Origin of the sequence: Achromobacter sp. MYb9, from assembly GCF_002975275.1 — a bacterium.
Classification (GTDB): Bacteria; Pseudomonadota; Gammaproteobacteria; order Burkholderiales; family Burkholderiaceae_B; genus Achromobacter.
In genome coordinates this window covers 220,746-238,121 of record NZ_PCOQ01000001.1, presented here as the reverse complement: position 1 = coordinate 238,121, position 17,376 = coordinate 220,746, and the positions used below count along the sequence as shown (strand labels likewise).

15 protein-coding genes are annotated in these 17,376 nt (G+C 66.3%); 5 read left to right on the top strand and 10 right to left on the bottom strand.

Annotated features, from left to right (window positions below):
• Nucleotides 1–7: 7 nt before the first annotated feature.
• The 8 genes from CQ050_RS01120 to CQ050_RS01085 form a co-directional block, all read right to left on the bottom strand.
• Nucleotides 8–1,027, bottom strand: a complete 1,020-nt coding sequence (locus tag CQ050_RS01120) for an extracellular solute-binding protein (protein WP_105555021.1) — start codon at nucleotides 1,025–1,027, stop codon at nucleotides 8–10.
• A gap of 37 nt (nucleotides 1,028–1,064) precedes the next feature.
• Nucleotides 1,065–2,717 (bottom strand): iron ABC transporter permease, encoded by a 1,653-nt coding sequence (locus tag CQ050_RS01115; RefSeq protein ID WP_105555020.1) that lies wholly within the window; start codon nucleotides 2,715–2,717, stop codon nucleotides 1,065–1,067.
• Nucleotides 2,714–3,763, bottom strand: coding sequence for an ABC transporter ATP-binding protein (locus CQ050_RS01110; protein WP_105555019.1), 1,050 nt, complete (start codon nucleotides 3,761–3,763; stop codon nucleotides 2,714–2,716). The genes CQ050_RS01115 and CQ050_RS01110 overlap by 4 nt, the downstream gene beginning before the upstream one ends.
• A 73-nt stretch (nucleotides 3,764–3,836) precedes the next feature.
• The gene (locus CQ050_RS01105; protein ID WP_105555018.1) at nucleotides 3,837–4,625 is read right to left on the bottom strand and encodes an inositol monophosphatase family protein; all 789 of its coding nucleotides are present in this window, start codon (nucleotides 4,623–4,625) and stop codon (nucleotides 3,837–3,839) included.
• On the bottom strand, nucleotides 4,622–6,253 hold the full coding sequence (locus CQ050_RS01100) for an FAD-dependent oxidoreductase (RefSeq protein WP_105555017.1): 1,632 nt from the start codon (nucleotides 6,251–6,253) through the stop codon (nucleotides 4,622–4,624). Before CQ050_RS01100 ends, CQ050_RS01105 begins: the two co-directional genes overlap by 4 nt.
• Nucleotides 6,250–7,380, bottom strand: coding sequence for an FAD-binding oxidoreductase (locus CQ050_RS01095; RefSeq protein ID WP_105555016.1), 1,131 nt, complete (start codon nucleotides 7,378–7,380; stop codon nucleotides 6,250–6,252). Before CQ050_RS01095 ends, CQ050_RS01100 begins: the two co-directional genes overlap by 4 nt.
• 19 nt (nucleotides 7,381–7,399) lie before the next feature.
• Entirely contained in the window at nucleotides 7,400–8,332 is a 933-nt protein-coding gene (locus tag CQ050_RS01090) for a 4-hydroxyproline epimerase (protein ID WP_105555015.1), read from the bottom strand.
• 210 nt (nucleotides 8,333–8,542) lie between these two features.
• Nucleotides 8,543–9,457, bottom strand: a complete 915-nt coding sequence (locus CQ050_RS01085; protein ID WP_105555014.1) for a dihydrodipicolinate synthase family protein — start codon at nucleotides 9,455–9,457, stop codon at nucleotides 8,543–8,545.
• A 230-nt stretch (nucleotides 9,458–9,687) separates the two neighbouring features.
• Between CQ050_RS01085 and CQ050_RS01080 the strand changes: the two genes are divergently transcribed.
• From CQ050_RS01080 to CQ050_RS01060, 5 genes are all read left to right on the top strand, one after another.
• Nucleotides 9,688–10,320 (top strand): DUF4198 domain-containing protein, encoded by a 633-nt coding sequence (locus tag CQ050_RS01080; RefSeq protein ID WP_105555013.1) that lies wholly within the window; start codon nucleotides 9,688–9,690, stop codon nucleotides 10,318–10,320.
• A gap of 23 nt (nucleotides 10,321–10,343) precedes the next feature.
• The gene (locus CQ050_RS01075) at nucleotides 10,344–10,625 is read left to right on the top strand and encodes a DUF3649 domain-containing protein (RefSeq protein WP_199196705.1); all 282 of its coding nucleotides are present in this window, start codon (nucleotides 10,344–10,346) and stop codon (nucleotides 10,623–10,625) included.
• Nucleotides 10,622–12,313: a PepSY domain-containing protein gene (locus CQ050_RS01070; protein WP_105555011.1), complete on the top strand. Its 1,692-nt coding sequence runs from the start codon at nucleotides 10,622–10,624 to the stop codon at nucleotides 12,311–12,313. The genes CQ050_RS01075 and CQ050_RS01070 overlap by 4 nt, the downstream gene beginning before the upstream one ends.
• Entirely contained in the window at nucleotides 12,310–12,633 is a 324-nt protein-coding gene (locus CQ050_RS01065) for a DUF3325 domain-containing protein (RefSeq protein WP_105555010.1), read from the top strand. Before CQ050_RS01070 ends, CQ050_RS01065 begins: the two co-directional genes overlap by 4 nt.
• Nucleotides 12,634–12,729: 96 nt before the next feature.
• Nucleotides 12,730–14,082, top strand: coding sequence for a tryptophan--tRNA ligase (locus tag CQ050_RS01060; RefSeq protein ID WP_105555009.1), 1,353 nt, complete (start codon nucleotides 12,730–12,732; stop codon nucleotides 14,080–14,082).
• Nucleotides 14,083–14,167: 85 nt separating this feature from the next.
• Here CQ050_RS01060 and CQ050_RS01055 read toward each other — a convergent pair whose 3' ends face one another.
• On the bottom strand, nucleotides 14,168–14,674 hold the full coding sequence (locus CQ050_RS01055) for a hypothetical protein (protein WP_105555008.1): 507 nt from the start codon (nucleotides 14,672–14,674) through the stop codon (nucleotides 14,168–14,170).
• Between the two features lie 288 nt (nucleotides 14,675–14,962).
• The gene (tex, locus tag CQ050_RS01050) at nucleotides 14,963–17,335 is read right to left on the bottom strand and encodes an RNA-binding transcriptional accessory protein Tex (RefSeq protein WP_105555007.1); all 2,373 of its coding nucleotides are present in this window, start codon (nucleotides 17,333–17,335) and stop codon (nucleotides 14,963–14,965) included.
• Nucleotides 17,336–17,376: the final 41 nt, after the last annotated feature.

The following is a 17,376-nucleotide window of genomic DNA, read 5'->3' as shown; positions in this document are numbered from 1 at the left end:
GGGCGCATCAGCCGGCGCGCGCCGCTGCCACGTGCGCCCGCCACCGGCGCAAGAACGCATCGCGGTCGGCGGAGGCGTCGGCTTCGTCCGCGGTCACGATCCGGATGTCTGCAAGCGGCGGCATGCCCAGGTGCTTGCTGACGTCGATGTCGTTGCGGCTGGGGCGCCGGTACGCGTTTTGCAACAGGGCCAGCTGCATATCGCGTGATAGCAGCAGGTCATACATGCGACGCGCGGCCTTCGGATTTGGGCCGCCTTTCACCAGCGCCATGTTGTCGGCCACGGTGAAGGTGCCGTCTTCCGGGTACATGATGCCGATCTCTTTCTGGCCGCCGGCCACATAGGGGTAGGCCGTGGATTCGAAGGTGATGCCGACGGCGTATTCGCCCTGGCCGACGCTGCGCACCACATGCGAGGCCGAGGTCGAGACGCTGACGTTGCGCGCCAGGGCTTTCAGGCCCGCATCCCCCAGGACGCGCTCGATACCCCACAATGCCGTATATGCGGTCGAGCTGTTGCCCGGGTCGCCAATGATGATCTTGCCTTTGAACCGGGGGTCGGCCAGATCGGCCCAACTGGCCGGCGCGGCGCCAGCAAGCTGGCGCGCGTTGACCATGGCCACCACGATATGGATGTTGGCGGCGGTCCAAAGCTTGTCGGGACCATGCAGCGTGCCGGGGATCGCCGCGGCCTCCGGAGACAGGTAGGGCTCGAACAGCGCCCGGTAGGCATTCATGATGTTGGCGCTGGACGTCCAGAACAAATCGCTCTTCGGTTTGGCCGCTTCGGCTTCGATCCGTTTAAGCAGCTGGCTGCTGCCACCGACGACCGCACTGGGCCGGACGCCGGGCATTTTTTCGCGGGCCATGTCGTTGGCCGTTTCCACCGACTGCGAATTCAGCGTGGTGTACAGCACGACCTGCTCGGCGCGTTGGGCCAGCGCGCGGGCGGGCAGGGCGCAGGCGCCGCCGCTGGCGGCCAGTAGCTTGAGCATCTGGCGGCGGCTGAGCGGGGGAAGATGAGTCATGATGAGGCCTCTTGCGCTAGGGGTGAATGCAGCCGGCTCAGGCGAAGAGCCGCAGCTTGAATATCCGGGTCGCCAGCAGCACGGGCGCCAGGATCACGGTGATCAGGACCAGACCGTAGGCCGACGCCTGGGCCATGAGCCCGCTGTCGATCAGCCGGAAAATCTGAATGGGCAGGGTTTCGTGCCCCGGCGAATACACGATGACCGACGCGCTCAGCTCCGACACGGTGGTGGTCCAGGTCAGCACGGCCGCGGCCGCGATAGCCGGCGCCATCAGCGGCAGCACGACTTTCACGAACGACGCCAACGGCGGCACGCCCAGGCTGACGGACGCCTCTTCGATGGAGTCGGGTAGGTTGAAGAGCGTGGACGAGGCGTTGCGCACGCCGAACGGCAAGCGCCGCACGATGTAGGCCAGCACGATCAGCGCAGCGGTACCTGAAAGATCGAACGCGCCGTGGCCGAAAGTCATCAGCAGGCCGATGCCGATCACCGTGCCCGACAGCGCCAGCGGAATCGAACTGAGGTAATCCAACCACGGCGTCAGCAGGTTGCGCTTCTTGACGATCAAATAGCTGGCCAGCGTGCTGAAGGCGATGGCGATCAGCGTGGCCACGCCAGCGTAGACGATGGAATTCAGGACCGGCGCCGGCGCGCTGATCAACACGCGTTCAAGGTGTGCGGCCGTCCATTCACCCCAACGCATCACGGGGCCGTTGGCGCGGGTAAAGGCGCCCGCGGCCAGGGTTCCCAACGGCAGCATGGACAGCGCCATGACGCCCAGCGCGGCGCCTGCCATTGCCAGCGCGCGTGGGCCACGCAAGGGCGTGGCAGGCGCGCCGCGCCCTTGCGTGATCTCGTAGCGTCCGCGCGACACGATCCAGCGTTGAAGAAAGAGCGCCAGCATCACCAGCGAAATCGATGTGGTCGCCAGCGTGCTTTGCATGACCGGGTCGCTGCCGGTTTCCGATACCGACGCCTGGTAAGTCAGGACGGACAGTAGTTCGACCTCGTGCCCCAGGATCATCGAGGTGGCGAAGTTGCCCACCACCATGGTGAACACCAGCAGGGCGCTGGCCAGGATGGCGGGCATCACGACCGGCGCCATGACCTTCAGCCGCGACACGGATGGCGATGTGCCCAGGCTTTGCGCGGCTTCTTCCAATTGCGAATCGAAACCGCGGATCGCCGCCAGCGTGCCGATGTAGATATAGGCGTAGTAGGTGAAGGTCATGACGATGAGCAGGCCGGGCCAGCCGTAGAACGAAGGGATGTCCAGCCCTAGCCCGTCGCGCAGGGCGCGCGTCAGTACGCCGTTGTTGCCCAGGATCATCAGCCAGGTCTGCGCGCCGATCACTTCGGGGATGACCAGCGTGATCAGGGGCAGGATCGACACCAGGACTTTGCCGGGATAGCGGTGGCGCGCGGTCAGGTAGGCGAGCGGCACGCCGATGCCGGCGGCCAGCACCGTGACGCCCGCTCCCAGCATCAGGGTGTTGCCGATGGCGCGCAGGTAGCGCGGGTCGGACAACAGCAGGCGCCAGCCCGAATGGCCGTCTTCGTTGCGAGCCAGCACGCTGGCCGACAGGATGTTCAGCACGGGCCACACCAGGAAGACGGCCAGCACGGCCAACACCGCCAGCGACAGCCAGGTCCAGGGCGACCGCAATGAGGAGATCAGCCGCTTCATGATGCCAACACCAGGGTCTTGCTGGGGTCGAACGCCAGGCTGACCGTCATGCCGCGGGAGAGCGGCGAGGCTTGGCCGCCATGCACGTCCACGTTCATGAGACGGCCGCCGGGCAGTTGAACGCGGTAGTTCATCTTGATCCCCAGGTACTGTTCCGCCAGGATGCGCGCGGGCACGCCGGGCCCAGGGGACGCCGACAGCCGGATATCTTCGGGCCGCGCGACCAGTACGGCCGCGCCGTTCAAGGGCGCAGGTGCATGCGCGGCAATGGCGTATCCATCCAGGTCCAGCCGCACGGGGCCGGAGGCGGCAGCCACGCATTGCACGGGCAGCAAGTTCGCGGCGCCGATGAAGTCCGCGACATAGCCGCTGGCGGGATGCCCATAGACGTCGCGTGGCGCACCCAGCTGCGCCACGCGGCCTTTTTGCATGACCGCGATCTGATCTGACAGCGCCAGCGCCTCTTCCTGGTCATGGGTGACGAAGACGGTGGTGATGCCGGCCTCTCGTTGCAGGTCGGCGATGGTCTGCCGGACCTGGATGCGCAGCTTGGCGTCCAGGTTCGACAGGGGTTCGTCCATGAGCAGCACCTGAGGCTGGATGACCAGTGCGCGGGCCAGCGCCACGCGTTGACGCTGGCCGCCGGAAAGCTCGGCGGGCAGCCGCTTGCCGTATTCCGCCAGACCGACACGTTCCAGCGCGGCCGCGACCTTCTGCTTGATCAGGGCCGGCGCGACTTTTCGGGCACGCAGGCCATACGCCGCATTGTCGAAGACGCTTCGATTGGGAAAGAGCGCGTAGTCCTGGAACACCATGCCGATATTGCGCTGGTGCGCGGGCAAGCGGGTGACGTCCTTGCCGCCGAACAGCAGGCGGCCGGATTCGACGGGGATGAATCCCGCCAGCGTGCGCAGCAAGGTGGTCTTGCCGCAGCCGCTGGGCCCGAGCAGCGTGAAGAAGCTGCCCGGCGCGATGTCCAGATTCAACCCGTCGATGACGCGTTGCTGGTGGTACGAGATGCAAAGATTTTCGATGCGAATATCCATGGCAGGAGGCTCCTGGCCCAAGAGGGAACATGTCAGTGCGGGGAAACAGCCGGCGGTTGCGGCTTGCGGCAGGTCAGGCCATGGCGTGGCGCACCAGGTCCAGCGCTTCGCGGTGCCGCGCGGGATCGCCTGCGGCAAGAATGCGCGGGCTGGGGTTGTCCAGGCTTAGGGGCTGGCCGTTCCAGTCGGTGATGACGCCGCCAGCGCCCTGGATGACCGGAATGAACGGCGCGTAGTCGTACAGCGCCAGCCTGGCGTCGATCGCGACGTCCGTGCGGCCCGACGCCAATACGCCGTAAGCCAGGCAGCAACCGCCGTAAATGCGCCAGCGCGTGCGTTCGCGCAGGGCCTGGAAGGCGGGAAGCTCGTGCGGCGCATAAAAGTCGGGGTTGCTGGTGGTGAGCATGGCGTCGGCCAGTTGGCCGCAAGCCCGTGTGCGGCAAGGCTGGCCCTGGTGCCGGGTGGGGCGGTCGGCCGCGCCGACCCAGCGGTCTCGGGTCGCGGGGAAATCCATCAGGCCCATGACAGGCACGCCGCGGCGCAGCAGGGCGATCAGCGTACCGAACACGGGGATTCCGGCAATGAAGGGAGCGGTGCCGTCGATGGGGTCCAGCACCCAGACGTACTCGGCGTCCAGCCGGACAGTGCCACCTTCTTCGCCATAAATGCCGTGGCCAGGGAACGCGCTTTCGATGCGCGAGCGCAAATGCGCCTCGATGGCCTGGTCCAGCGCGGTGACGAGGCTGCGGTCCGGCTTGATGTCGGTGCGCGGCGCGGCGCTCAAGTAGGGCGCGTACAGGTCGCGCGCTTCATCGGCCAGGCGCTCGGCGAAGGCGATGCCGTCGTCCAGGGTATTCGTCATTGGGGCTCCTTATTCGGGGAATCCGCCGCGTCAGCGCAGCGTGTTGTCGTGGGGGCGGGGGCGTGGCCATCGTGAAGGTCTAGGCCGGCCAGGGTGTCGATGCGCGTGGGCGCAAGCAGGTGGCGGGAGGGCATGGGCCGCCAGCCGTACAACGCTTGCGTGGCGGCGCCGCACACGCGGCCCTGGCAGGCGCCCATGCCACAGCGGGTATGTAGCTTGGCGTCGATCCAGCCGTCGCAGCCGGCCAGGGCGGATTGCGGCACGTCTTCGCAGCGGCAGACCAGCGTGTCGGGGCGGGCCAATGCCAGCACGGGCGGGCCTAATGAAAAATGACGACGCAACGTGTTTGCGAAAGCCTGCCATCGCGCCAGGCGGGGCGCCAGGCGCGTAGCACGCGCCAGTTCGCCGATCGCCGCGTATCCCGCGATCGTGCCCTGGATGCTCGCCCGTTCGCTGCCGCCGACACCCGTGCATTCGCCGGCCGCATACACGCCGGGCACGCCGGTCTGGAGCAGGTCGTCGACTTGCAGGCCGTCGTGGGCGTTGAGCGCGCAACCCAGCATCTGGCCCAACTGCGTGTTGGGCGCCAGGCCGAACCCGCAGGCCAGACGATGGCAGGCAAGCTGTTCTACCTGGCGGCCGCGGCGCAGCCTTACGTGTTGCAGCCGGCCGTCGCCGCCGGCTTCAAGCACATGGCTGGCGCTGCGGTATCGGGGGTGGAACAGGGCTGCCGCTTGCAGGGCCTTGCCGGGCCAGCGCGCCAGGCTGCCGGAAAAGCGCAATAGCGCCGGCCACGCGGCTTGTTCCGCAATGCGAACCACCGTCGCGCCGGCGTGGCGCGCGCTTTGCGCGGCCGCCAGCAGCAGCGGGCCGGACCCTGCGATCACGATGCGTTGGCCGCGCACGGCCATGCCGCCTTTGATCAACGCTTGCAGGCCGCCGGCGCCCGTCACGCCGGGCAGCGTCCAGCCGGGGAACGGCAACAGCAGCTCGCGCGCACCCGTGCAGAGGATCAGCGAGCCATAGTGTTGGACCCATCCTTGCCGCGCGTCTTCCAGAAGCAGCGCGGACGATCCGGGCTTGCCCGCCAGCCCGGCCACGCGTGTGCCGCAGCGCAGACGGATGTTGGTGTGGCGCGCCAGTTGCTCGCGTTGCTGCTTGGCGAAATCGGGCAGCGTTACGGCGGGGCCGTCGCGCCAGATCTGTCCGCCTGGGGCCGGATTGTCGTCCACGACGACGATCGCGCGCCCACTGGGAGCGGCGGCCAGCGCCGCGGCCATTCCGGCGGGACCCGCGCCGATGATGAGCAGGTCGCAGGTGTCGTCGTGGCTTTCCAGCGGCGCCCCGGAGCAAGCGGCGCGCGTGCCAGGGTCCAGTACCGTTTCGATGCGCATGCCTTGTTGGCAAAGCGTCTGGCACGCCAGGCGTAATTGCCCGTCGATCAGAACGCGGCATTCGTGGCAGACGCCCATGCCACAGACGGCGGCTCGATTTTCTCCGGTGACCGAGATGCGCGAGTTGCCGGGCGAGCGGGCGGCCAGGGCGGCGGCGACGCTGCTGCCCGCGGCAACGTTCACGGGTTGCCCATCGAGCTGGATGCGCACGCGTGCAAGCGGGGTGGGCGTCATGTCGCGGCCTTGTGAACGGGAAAGTGGCGGGTGGCCGAAAATGGCGCGGCGTCCAGCGGCGGCGGCGCGCCCGTTATCAAGGCGGTCAGCAATTTTGCGGTGGCCGGGGCGGTGGTCACGCCCAGGCCTTCGTGGCCCACCGCCAGCCAGAGCCCCTTGCGCGTGGGATGCGGACCGATGATGGGCAGGCCGTCCGGGGTGGCAGCGCGCACGCCCGTCCAGGTGCGGATGATGTCGTGGCCGGACAGCGCCGGCAGGTAGTCGATGGCGAGTTTGAGCATGCGCGACAGCACGGCGGGCTCGATGGCGGGGTCGGCCTCGCCCACCTGGCGTGATGAGCCGATCAGCAATTGGCCCGTGGGACGGGGCTGCACGTTGAACGCGACGGCAGCGCCTTCCCGCTGCTGCGTGCTGGCCATGTAGCCCAGCTCGACCAATTGGTGATGGATTGCAAAGGGGTAGCGGTCGGTGATGGCCAAGTGGCCTTTCTTGGGATGCAGGGGCAGGTCCGCGCAAAGGCGGGCGGCCGGCATGCCGGCGGCCAGGACCACCGCGTTGGCGTTGCGCCGCGTGCCGTTGTTCAGCACTGCGCCTTGCGCGTCGATCTCGCGGACTTCGACGGCTTCGAACGATAGCGTGGCTGGCGCATGCGCCAGCAGCCAACGGGCGGCGCCGGGCGCGTAGACCAGGCCGTCGCCGGGCACTTGCAGCGCGCCGGCCAGGCCTGTGCGCAAGGCGGGTTCGGCGGTGGCGAGTTGACGCGCGTTCAACAGCGTGGCGGGAATGCCGCAGGCGTGCAGGCGCGCTTGCTTGCGTTCGGCCTCGGCCATTTCCTCGTCGCGGGCGGCGATCCACATCGTGCCGCAGCGGGTGTAGGCGCAGCCGGGCGCTGTTGCGTTCATGCGAGGCCCCCATGCTTTCCAGATTTCCAGCGACGCGCTGCTTAGCGCGAGTTCGGCCGCGTTGTCGTCCATGGCGACAAGGTGGCCCATGCCGGCTTGCGTGGCGCCGCCCAAGCGGGCGTCGACCACATGCACAGAGAGGCCGGCGTGCGCCAGCTCGTGGGCGCAGGCGGCGCCGACGATGCCGGCGCCGATCACCAGGACATCCGTATGACGGTGTGACATGAGAAGGCTTCTTTGCCGGCTACAGGCGGATGCCCCAGCCGAAGGGATCGTCGGGCTGGATCAACAGGGTGGCGTCGGCGCAGACATGGGCACGCCCGCGGATGATGGGGTGGATCTGGTCTTCGGCGCGCGCATAGCTCGCTTCGAATACGCTTCCGATCACGCTGGCCTGACGCCAGATCTGGCCGGGGGCAAGTTTGCCGTCGGCCGCCAGGCAGGCCAGCTTGGCGCTGGTGCCCGTGCCGCAAGGCGAGCGGTCATAGGCTTTGCCGGGGCATAGGACGAAATTGCGGCTGTCGGCGTCGGGGTCCGCCCCAAACAGTTCGATATGGTCGATTTCCGCGCCGTCGGCGCCCGTGATGCCCGCGCGTTGCAAGGCCTGGCGAATGGCCCAGGCATAGGCGGTCAGGGCCTCGAGGTTGTCCGGCGCGATGCGCTGGTCGTGGTCAGCGGCCAGGAAAAACCAATTACCGCCCCAGGCCACGTCGCCGGTCACGTCGCCGTGGCCCGGCACCTTCACGCGCACAGCGTGATGCAGCCGGTAGGCGGGCACGTTGCGCACGCTGACCGAGCCGTCGTCGTGCAGGGTGGCCCGGACGGTGCCGACGGGCGTCTCGATGCCATGTTCGCCGGGAACAAGGCGATTCAGATGGGCCAAGGTGGCGACCAGACCGATGGTGCCGTGACCGCACATGCCCAGATAGCCGGCGTTGTTGAAGAAGATCACGCCGGCGGCATTGGTCGGGTCGGCCGGGGCGCACAGCAATGCGCCCACCATGACATCGCTGCCCCGGGGTTCCAGTACCGTGGCGGCGCGCCATGCGTCATGCTGGCCGGCCAGCCGTCGTTGCCGCTCGGCCATGGTGCCGGCGCCCAGGTCGGGGAACCCCGAAATGACCAGCCGGGTGGGTTCGCCACCTGTGTGGGAATCGATGACACGGATCTGCTTCATGGCGCCGCCTTTGGTTCAGCAGGGTTGGCCCTCAGCGTGAGGGGAAGGGGGATGCAGCCTTAGTCTAGGCAGGGAACGGGGCGACGTCGTGCTGCGGTCGACCGCAGCATCACCCCGTTCCGGAGCCGGATAACGCGGCGGATGACGCGGCGGGATAACCTTGGGTTATCTACGGGCGTATCGCCGCCGGATACCGCCTTGCGCCGCCGTTCAAGGCACGGACTGGTATTTCGCCGGGCGGGTGGCCAGTGCCTTCGCCACCACGCGTTCGATCAGCGCGCGCTCTTCGCCGATCACGGGCAGACGCGGGCGGCGCACGTGTTCGGTACCCACGCCCACCAGCACGTCGATCAGTTTCAGGTTCTGCACCAGCTTGGCCGAAACGTCCAGATGCAGCAGCGGCGTCATCCATTGGTAGAGCGCCAGGGCCTCGGCATGCTGGCCGGCTTTCATCAGGTCATAGAGGGCAACGGTTTCGCGCGGGAAAGCGCAGCCCACACCGGCCAGCAGGCCGTCGCAGCCCAATGCCAGCCCTTCGTAGGCCAGGTCGTCCACGCCCAGGAAAATCTGGTAGCGGTCGCCCACGGCATTGCGCAGGTCCGTGACGCGGCGGGTATCGCCCGAGCTGTCTTTCACGGCCGCGATCCATTTGCAATCGGCCAGTTCGGCCATGTGTTCCGGCTTCAGGTCGACGCGATATGCCAGCGGATTGTTGTAGACCATGACGGGCTGCTGCGCGGCGTCAGCCATGGTGCGCACGTTCAGCATGGCTTCGCGCGCATCCGCCACGTAGATCAGGGATGGCATGAGCATGAACCCGGCGACGCCCAGTTTGTTGGCCCCTTCGATGTAGCGCAGCGCCTCACGGGTACTGGTTTCCGAGACGTTGGCCAGGACGGGTATGCGGCCGCCGGCGGCGTCCAGGGCGATCTTCGTGACCTCCAGTTTTTCTTCCAGCGTCAAGGTGCTGGCTTCACCCAGCGAGCCGCAGGTGACGATGCCATGGATGCCGTTGCGGATCTGGAAATCGATGTGCTTCGCGGTGCCTTCGGCATCGATCCGTTCGTCGGCGTGGAACTTGGTGGTGATGGCGGGAAAAATGCCAGTCCAGCGGGGATGGGTCATGAGGACCTCCTGGTTGAAGAGCGGTTGAAGAACATTGATATGTAATTAATATATTTAAAGCAGAATTTAAAAGAATAGGGGTTAACCAGCGTGTCCTATCCTTCCCCAGTTTTTCACCCCGTCCGTAGTGAGAATGGTTATAATTTAGGCCCTGCCAAACAGGCATCGGCCGCGGGGCTTGCCTGATTGGGTTGTTGGACCGGTTTTCGGACTAAAGGAAAAAATCCAAAATGAAATTCGCTAGGACTTTGGCCGCTATTGCCCTGTTGGGCAGCGCGGGCGCCGCGCAGGCGCACTTTGTTTGGCTGGAACGCAGCGCCGAAGGTTCGGCCAAGGCGTACTTTGGCGAATGGGCTGATGACCTGCGTGAAAAGCGCGACGGCCTGCTGGGCAAGGTTCTGGTGTCGCCCGTCGTGACCGGTGCCGACGGCAAGACGCTGAAGATGTCGGCCGAAGGCGCGGATTTCGTTGAGTTCGGCGCGGCAGGCAAGGGCGATGTCCGTCTGGCCCAGCCTATCCAGTTCAAGGAAACGCTCGTCAAGTACAACGCCAAGGCGGGCCGGGCCGACACGCAGGGCAAGCTGGACCTGGAGCTTGTGCCGACCGCCGCCGGCGCGAACACGTTCGTCCTGCAGTTCCAGGGCAAGCCGCTGGCCAAAACCGAAGTCACCGTGTTCGGCCCGCCGAAGTGGGAAAAGCGTTTCCACAGCGATGAAAATGGCCGCATCGAAATCACGACGCCGTGGCCCGGCCAGTATGTGCTGGAAGCCGCGCACGCCGAAGAGAAGGCGGGCGAGGCCGACGGCAAGTCCTACGCCAAGATCCGCTACGTATCCACCTTGACCTTCAACGTGTCCAAGTGAAAGCTCCCGCAGCCGGCGCAGGCATGATGCGCTACCGAATGGCCGTATTTTCCAGAATGGCTGCGGCCATCCTGGGCGGCTATGTCCTTGCCTCGGCGGCTGCGGCGTGCCTGGCCGTCTGGCTGCCGATGGGGCGGGCAGACGCCGTCACCACGGCGCAGATGCTGTCCTTCGTGTTCTATACCTGTGGCGTGATCTGGGTATTCGCCACGCGCAACGCCTGGCGCGCCTGGGCCGGCGTCCTGCTGCCGGCTGCCGTGCTGGGCGGGCTGTTCCTGGCCGGGCGAATGATGGGGGCGGCATGAAGGCAGCCAAAGTCAAAGCGCAGGGCGAAGAAGGCCTGCGCCAGTCCATGTCCTGGCTGCACACCTGGGCTGGGCTGATCTTCGGCTGGGTGCTGTTCGCGATGTTCCTGACGGGATCGCTGGCGTTCTTCCGGCCCGAAATCACGCAGTGGATGCAACCCGAGATCGAGGCGAAGCCGGTACCCGCCGTGCAGGCGGTCGAAATCGGACAACGTTACCTGAGCGAACATGCGCCGGATGCCAAACGCTGGTTCATCACACCGCCTACGGACCGTGAACCGCTGATCCAGATGCTGTATCAGGTGCCCAAGCCCAAGCCGGGCGAACGCGGATTCGTGCGCGTGAAGCTGGATCCGGCGACCGGGCAGGCCGTGACCGGCCGCGAGACACGCGGCGGAGAGTTTTTCTACCGGTTCCACTTCGAGCTGGAAACCGCGTTCCCGTGGGGGCGCTGGCTGGCCAGCATTGCGGGCATGTTCATGCTGGTGGCCATCATCAGCGGCATCATCACGCATAAGAAAATATTCACCGACTTCTTTACCTTCCGTCCTGGAAAGGGCGGACAACGCGCCTGGATGGATGGGCACAACGTATTGTCCGTGTTGGGGCTGCCGTTCCACCTGATGATCACGTTCAGCGGCCTGGTGCTGTTCATGATCATGCTGATGCCCGCGGGCATCCATGCCGTCTACGAAAGCTCGCGCCAATACACGGACGACGTCTTCAAGCAGTTCAAGGTCACGCCGCCGCTGAATCAGCCCGCGCCGCTGGTCCGGCTTGCGCCGCTGGTGGAACAAGCCCAGCAGCACTGGCAGGGCCGGGTCGGCCGCGTCACGGTCAACAACCCCGGAGATGCCGGCGCCACCGTCACGCTGGTGCGCGATGCCGCCGACGGCGTGTCGTATGGCCGCCTGGCGCCTTATATGCGCTTTAACGGCGTGACGGGCGAACTCCAGGAAAGCGAAGACGATCTGAGCGCCACGGTAAAGACCGCCGGCGTTATCACGGGCCTGCACCTGGGGTTGTTCGCGGCCCCGCTGCTGCGCTGGTTCTATTTCCTCGTCAGCCTGGCGGGCACCGCCATGGTCGGCACCGGCCTGGTGCTGTGGATTGCCAAGCGCCGTCAAAAGGCGCGGCCGGGCGATGCCCGCGAGGCGTTTTCCTTGCGTCTGGTCGATGGCCTGAACGCCGGTACGATCGCGGGCGTGGTCTTTGGCGTAGCGGCCTTTTTCCTGGTCAATCGTTTGCTGCCCGCAGACATGCCGGGGCGCCAGGTCTGGGAAGTGCGTGCCTTCTTTTCGGCTTGGGCGCTGTCGCTGGTCTATGCCTTCTTGTTCCAGCGCCGCAAATGGCAGGACCTGCTGGCCGTAGCCGCTGCATCGTTGGCCCTGGTGCCGGTTGTCAACGCGTTCACTACGTCGCGCCATCTGGGCGTGTCCCTGCCGCAAGGCGATTGGGTCATGGCCGGATTCGACCTGACCTGCCTGGCCAGCGCGTTGCTGTTCGCCTGGATGGCCCGCAAGGCGGCGCGGGTACGCAAAGCCCCGGTGAAGGTCCGCGCGAAGGCCGTGGCCCAACCCCGCGCCGGCCAGCCTGCCGTTCAAACGGTTTCCGCCCAAGCCGCTGAACCCGAGGCGCCGCGCGCCCCGAACCCCGTCGTCTATGAACCGCGAGGCGATACGCCATGACGCTTGCCGCATTTTGCCTGGCTTACGCCGGCTTTTCCGCCCTTTGCCTGGGCATGGATCGCCACTACGAAAACCTGTTCGACCGCGCCATGCCGCGGCGCCACCGCGTGCCGCTGCGGGCGTTCGGCTGGGGCGCGCTGGCGTTGTCGCTGTGCGCCTCCGCCGCGGTCTGGGGATGGAGCTACGGCACGGTCGAATGGATCGGCATCCTCAGCATCGCAGGCCTGCTGCTGATCTGGTTCCTGACGTTCCGCCCGCGTGCCGCGTTGACCACGGGCGGGCTATGCGCGTTGGCGGCGCCGCTGCTGGCCGTCCTGTAGCGCGCCGATTCCACCTTGGGCGGGGCGCCGCCAGGCGGTTCCGTGCCGCCAGCACGTTACACTGCTTGTTTCCCCTAGCAAACGCCTCTTCGCCCCATGAATACCCGCGTCCTTACCGGCATCACCACGACTGGAACTCCCCACCTCGGCAATTACGCAGGCGCGATCCGTCCCGCGGTCCAGGCCAGTACCCAGCCCGGCGTGGACGCATTCTTCTTTCTGGCGGATTACCACGCGCTGATCAAGTGCGATGACCCTGCCCGCGTCGCGCGATCCCGCCTGGAAATCGCGGCCACCTGGCTTGCGGTGGGCCTGGACCACGAACGCGTGACGTTCTACCGCCAGTCCGACATTCCCGAAATTCCCGAACTCAGCTGGCTGCTGACCTGCGTCACGGCCAAGGGCCTGATGAACCGCGCGCACGCCTACAAGGCGTCGGTGGACCAGAACGTGGCCAAAAGCGTGGACCCCGACGACGGGGTCACGATGGGGCTCTTCTCGTACCCGATCCTGATGGCGGCCGACATCCTCATGTTCAATGCGAACAAGGTGCCGGTGGGCCGCGATCAGATCCAGCATCTGGAAATGGCGCGCGATATCGCCCAACGCTTCAACCACTTGTATGGCCGCGACTACTTCACGCTGCCGGAAGTGACGATCGAGGAAGACGTGGCGACGCTGCCCGGCCTGGACGGCCGCAAGATGTCCAAGAGCTACAACAACACGATTCCGTTGTTCGAAGGCGGTGCGAATGCGCTGCGCGCGTCGGTGATGCGCATCGTGACGGATTCGCGCGCGCCGGGCGAACCCAAGGACGCCGAAAGCTCGCATCTGTACACGCTGTACCGCGCGTTTGCGACGCAGGCCGAATCGGCCGCATTCCGCAAGCAGCTGGAAGAGGGAATGGGCTGGGGCGACGCCAAGCAGGCGCTGTACGAACACCTGGAAGCGCTGCTGGCGCCGATGCGTGAAAAGTACGTTGACCTGATCGCCAACCCGGGCCGCATCGAAGACATCCTGCAAGCCGGCGCCGCCCGCGCCCGCAAACTGGCCCTGCCGCTGATGCAGCAATTGCGCGAGGCCGTGGGCCTTCGCAACCTTGGCGCCGGCGTGGCGGCAGGCAAGGCGCAGGGCAAAAAGGAAAAGGGCAAGGGCGCCCGCTTTGTCAGCTTCCGCGATGAAGACGGCGGCTTCCGTTTCCGCCTGCTGGCTGCCGACGGCGAAGAGTTGCTGCTGTCGCAGCGCTTTGCCGACCCGAAGGAGGCCGGCGCCTTGATGCGCCGCTTGCAGTCCGAACCGGCTGACAGCGTGCTGCAGGCCAGCGCCGAGGGCTATGCGGCCATGATCGACGGCGTGGCGGTCGCTACGGCGCCGTCGGGCGCGCAGGCCGGGTCCGACGCGCAATTGGTACGTGCGCGCGAGGCCTTGGCGTCGTTGTCGCAGGAATAAGGTGTCAACCGGCGGCGCAATGCGCCGCCGGCGACCTTACCGCAATATCAGGAACGTTCCGGGTGTGGCCCGGTAACCCGCGCGCTCAGGCCAGTCGGGCGCTGGCCACGATGCGGCCATCGCGCACCTGGAAACGCTGGGCGCTGCCCTGGCCCGCGATTTCAAGCATGTCGCCTTCCGAATAGCCCGTGACGTTCGGGCAGTCCAGCCACTCCGGGTTGATGAACGGAAAGTACTTCAGCGTGCCGCTGCCTTGGCTGGCGAAGTCGAAGGTGGTGTTGGCGACGACTTCCGGATCCCATTGGCTGGCATCGAAGACCAGCGCGCAGCCCGCGCCGATGCGATAGATGATGCTGGCCCCCATGCTGGCGAAACCCAGCGCGCCCACATGCAGTTGGGCGCCATTGCGCAGTTCGATGACGCGGGTGCCCAGGCGTTCCAGCGTGATGTGCTTGAAGGTCACTTCAGCGCCATCGACGATCAGATGCGCGTACTGGCCCAGCGTGACTTCGTTGTAAGCGCCGCTATGGCCGGCTTCTTGTTCGGTAATGGTTGCCGCTTCATTAGCGGCAAGCGTAATGGTATCGCGCATGACGGATGGCTCTCCGGGGAATCTCAGGGATAGGGCGCTGTTGTTGTTGTGCTTCGTGCCTGATAGACGGGTCGCGCCGCTGTTCGCCTGATCATGGAATTTGTGCCTGCCGGGTTCCCCTACGCCACCAGCTTTTATTATTTAGACACAATTAGATATTTTCCCTTATTTTTATGGTTTGATGCTTGAGGGAGCGCAAGGAAAAGCCCATTTAAGGGAAAGTCCTAAGCTGAAGAAAAAAAGCCCGGCGCGCAACGCACCGGGCTTTTGTCGCCTGACCAGGAAAGATCAGCGCTTGAGTTTGGCGAAGGCATCCGCCATTGCGCTGTTCGCCGCGCCGCCGCCTGCATTGCCGCGCCCGCCATCGCCTTGGGGGCGGCGGGGCCGGTCGCCGCCCTTGGGTGCGTCGCCGCTGCGGCGTGCCGGGGCCGCGGTATCGTTCAGGCGCATGGTCAGGGCGACGCGCTTGCGCGCGGCATCCACTTCCAACACCTTCACGCTGACCGTCTGGCCCACACGCACCACATCGCGGGGATCCTTGACGAACTTCTCGGCCAGCGCCGAGATATGGACCAGGCCGTCCTGGTGCACGCCGATATCGACAAACGCGCCGAAATTGGCGACGTTGGTCACGACGCCTTCCAGCACCATGCCGGGGTACAGGTCATTCAGCGTTTCCACGCCTTCCTTGAACTGCGCCGTCTTGAACTCCGGGCGCGGATCGCGGCCAGGCTTTTCCAGTTCGGCGAAGATGTCGCGCACCGTGGGCAGCCCGAACCGCTCGTCGGTGAAGTCGGACGGCGATACGCCCTTCAAGGCATCGCGCTGGCCGATGATCTGCTTTACCTCGGCCTTGATCTTGGCGACGATGCGCTCGACCACCGGATACGCCTCGGGGTGGACCGACGAGGCGTCCAGCGGGTTGTCGCCGTTCGGGATGCGCAAAAAGCCCGCCGCCTGTTCGAAGGCTTTATCGCCAAAGCGCGGCACCTTGCGCAGGATATCGCGGGTGGGGAACGCGCCGTTCTCGTCGCGCCACGCCACGATGTTCTTGGCCAGCAGCGAGTTCAGGCCCGATACGCGGGCCAGCAGCGCGGCCGATGCGGTATTCACGTCCACGCCGACGGCGTTCACGCAGTCCTCGACCACGGCGTCCAGCGAACGCGCGAGTTCGCGCTGGTTCACGTCGTGCTGGTACTGGCCCACGCCGATCGCCTTGGGATCGATCTTGACCAGTTCGGCCAGGGGATCCTGCAGGCGGCGCGCGATGGACACGGCGCCGCGCAGGGTCACGTCCAGGTCGGGGAATTCCAGCGCCGCGGTTTCCGATGCGGAATACACGGACGCGCCGGCCTCGGAGACCACCACGCGGGTGACCTTCAGGTCGGGGAAGCGTTCCATCATGTCGCCCACCAGCTTTTCGCTTTCACGCGAAGCGGTGCCGTTGCCGATGGCGATCAGGTCCACCTTGTGGCGCGCGACCAGCGCGGCCAGCGTGTTGATCGTGCCTTCGCGGTCGCGACGCGGCTCGAACGGGTAGACAGTGGTGGTATCGACCACCTTGCCGGTCTGGTCGATCACGGCGATCTTGCAACCCGTGCGGATACCCGGGTCCAGGCCCAGCACGGCCTTGGGGCCGGCGGGAGCCGCCAGCAGCAGGTCCTTCAGGTTGGCCGCGAACACGCGGATGGCTTCGGCTTCGCCGCTTTCGCGCAGACGGCCGATCAGTTCGCTTTCAAACGCCGTCAACAGCTTCACGCGCCAGGTCCAGCGGCAGACTTCGCCCAGCCAGCGCGCGCGCGGCGTGGCGTCCAGCGCGAACAGCCCGTTGCCCAGCTTCAGGAAGTTGGCGATGCGCGCGACGCACGGGTGCGGCAGCTGCGCTTCCAGTTCGGCTTCCAGGCCCAGGCGCAGTTCCAGCACGCCCTGCTGGCGTCCGCGCAGCAGCGCCAGAATGCGGTGCGAGGGCAGCGTGCGCAGCGGCTCGTTGAAATCGAACCAGTCGCGGAAGTTCGCGCCTTCGGTTTCCTTGCCGTCGACCATCTTGGAATAGATCAGGCCGGTGGACCAGAGATGCTCGCGCATGTCGGCCAGCAGATCCGCGTTTTCGGCGTAGCGCTCGGCCAGGATGTCACGCGCGCCGTCCAGCGCCGCCTTGGCGTCGTTGATGGACGCTTCGGGGTTCAGGTATTGCGCGGCCAGCGCGGCAGGGTCGCAGGCCGGATCGGCCAGGATCGCGTCCGCCAGCGGTTCCAGGCCCGCTTCGCGGGCGATCTGGGCGCGGGTGCGGCGCTTGGGTTTGTACGGCGCGTACAAGTCTTCCAGGCGCTGCTTGGTATCGGCCGTTGCGATTTCCTGCTGCAGCTCGGGCGTGAGTTTGCCCTGTTGCGAGATGGATTCAAAGATGGAGCCGCGGCGCTCTTCGAGTTCGCGCAGGTACCCGAGGCGCACTTCCAGATTGCGCAGCACGGTATCGTCCAGGCCGCCGGTGGCTTCCTTGCGATAGCGCGAGATGAAGGGCACGGTGGCGCCGTCATCCAGCAGTTCCACCGCCGAAGCGATCTGGGAGGGGCGCGCGCCGAGCTCGGTGGCAAGCTGCGCGACGATGCGGGCGTTGTCGACGCCGGCGGCGACGTTCGTGATAGCGGAAGTTTCAGACATCTCTATACGACGACAAAAAGGAAAAACAAGGGGCGGATTGT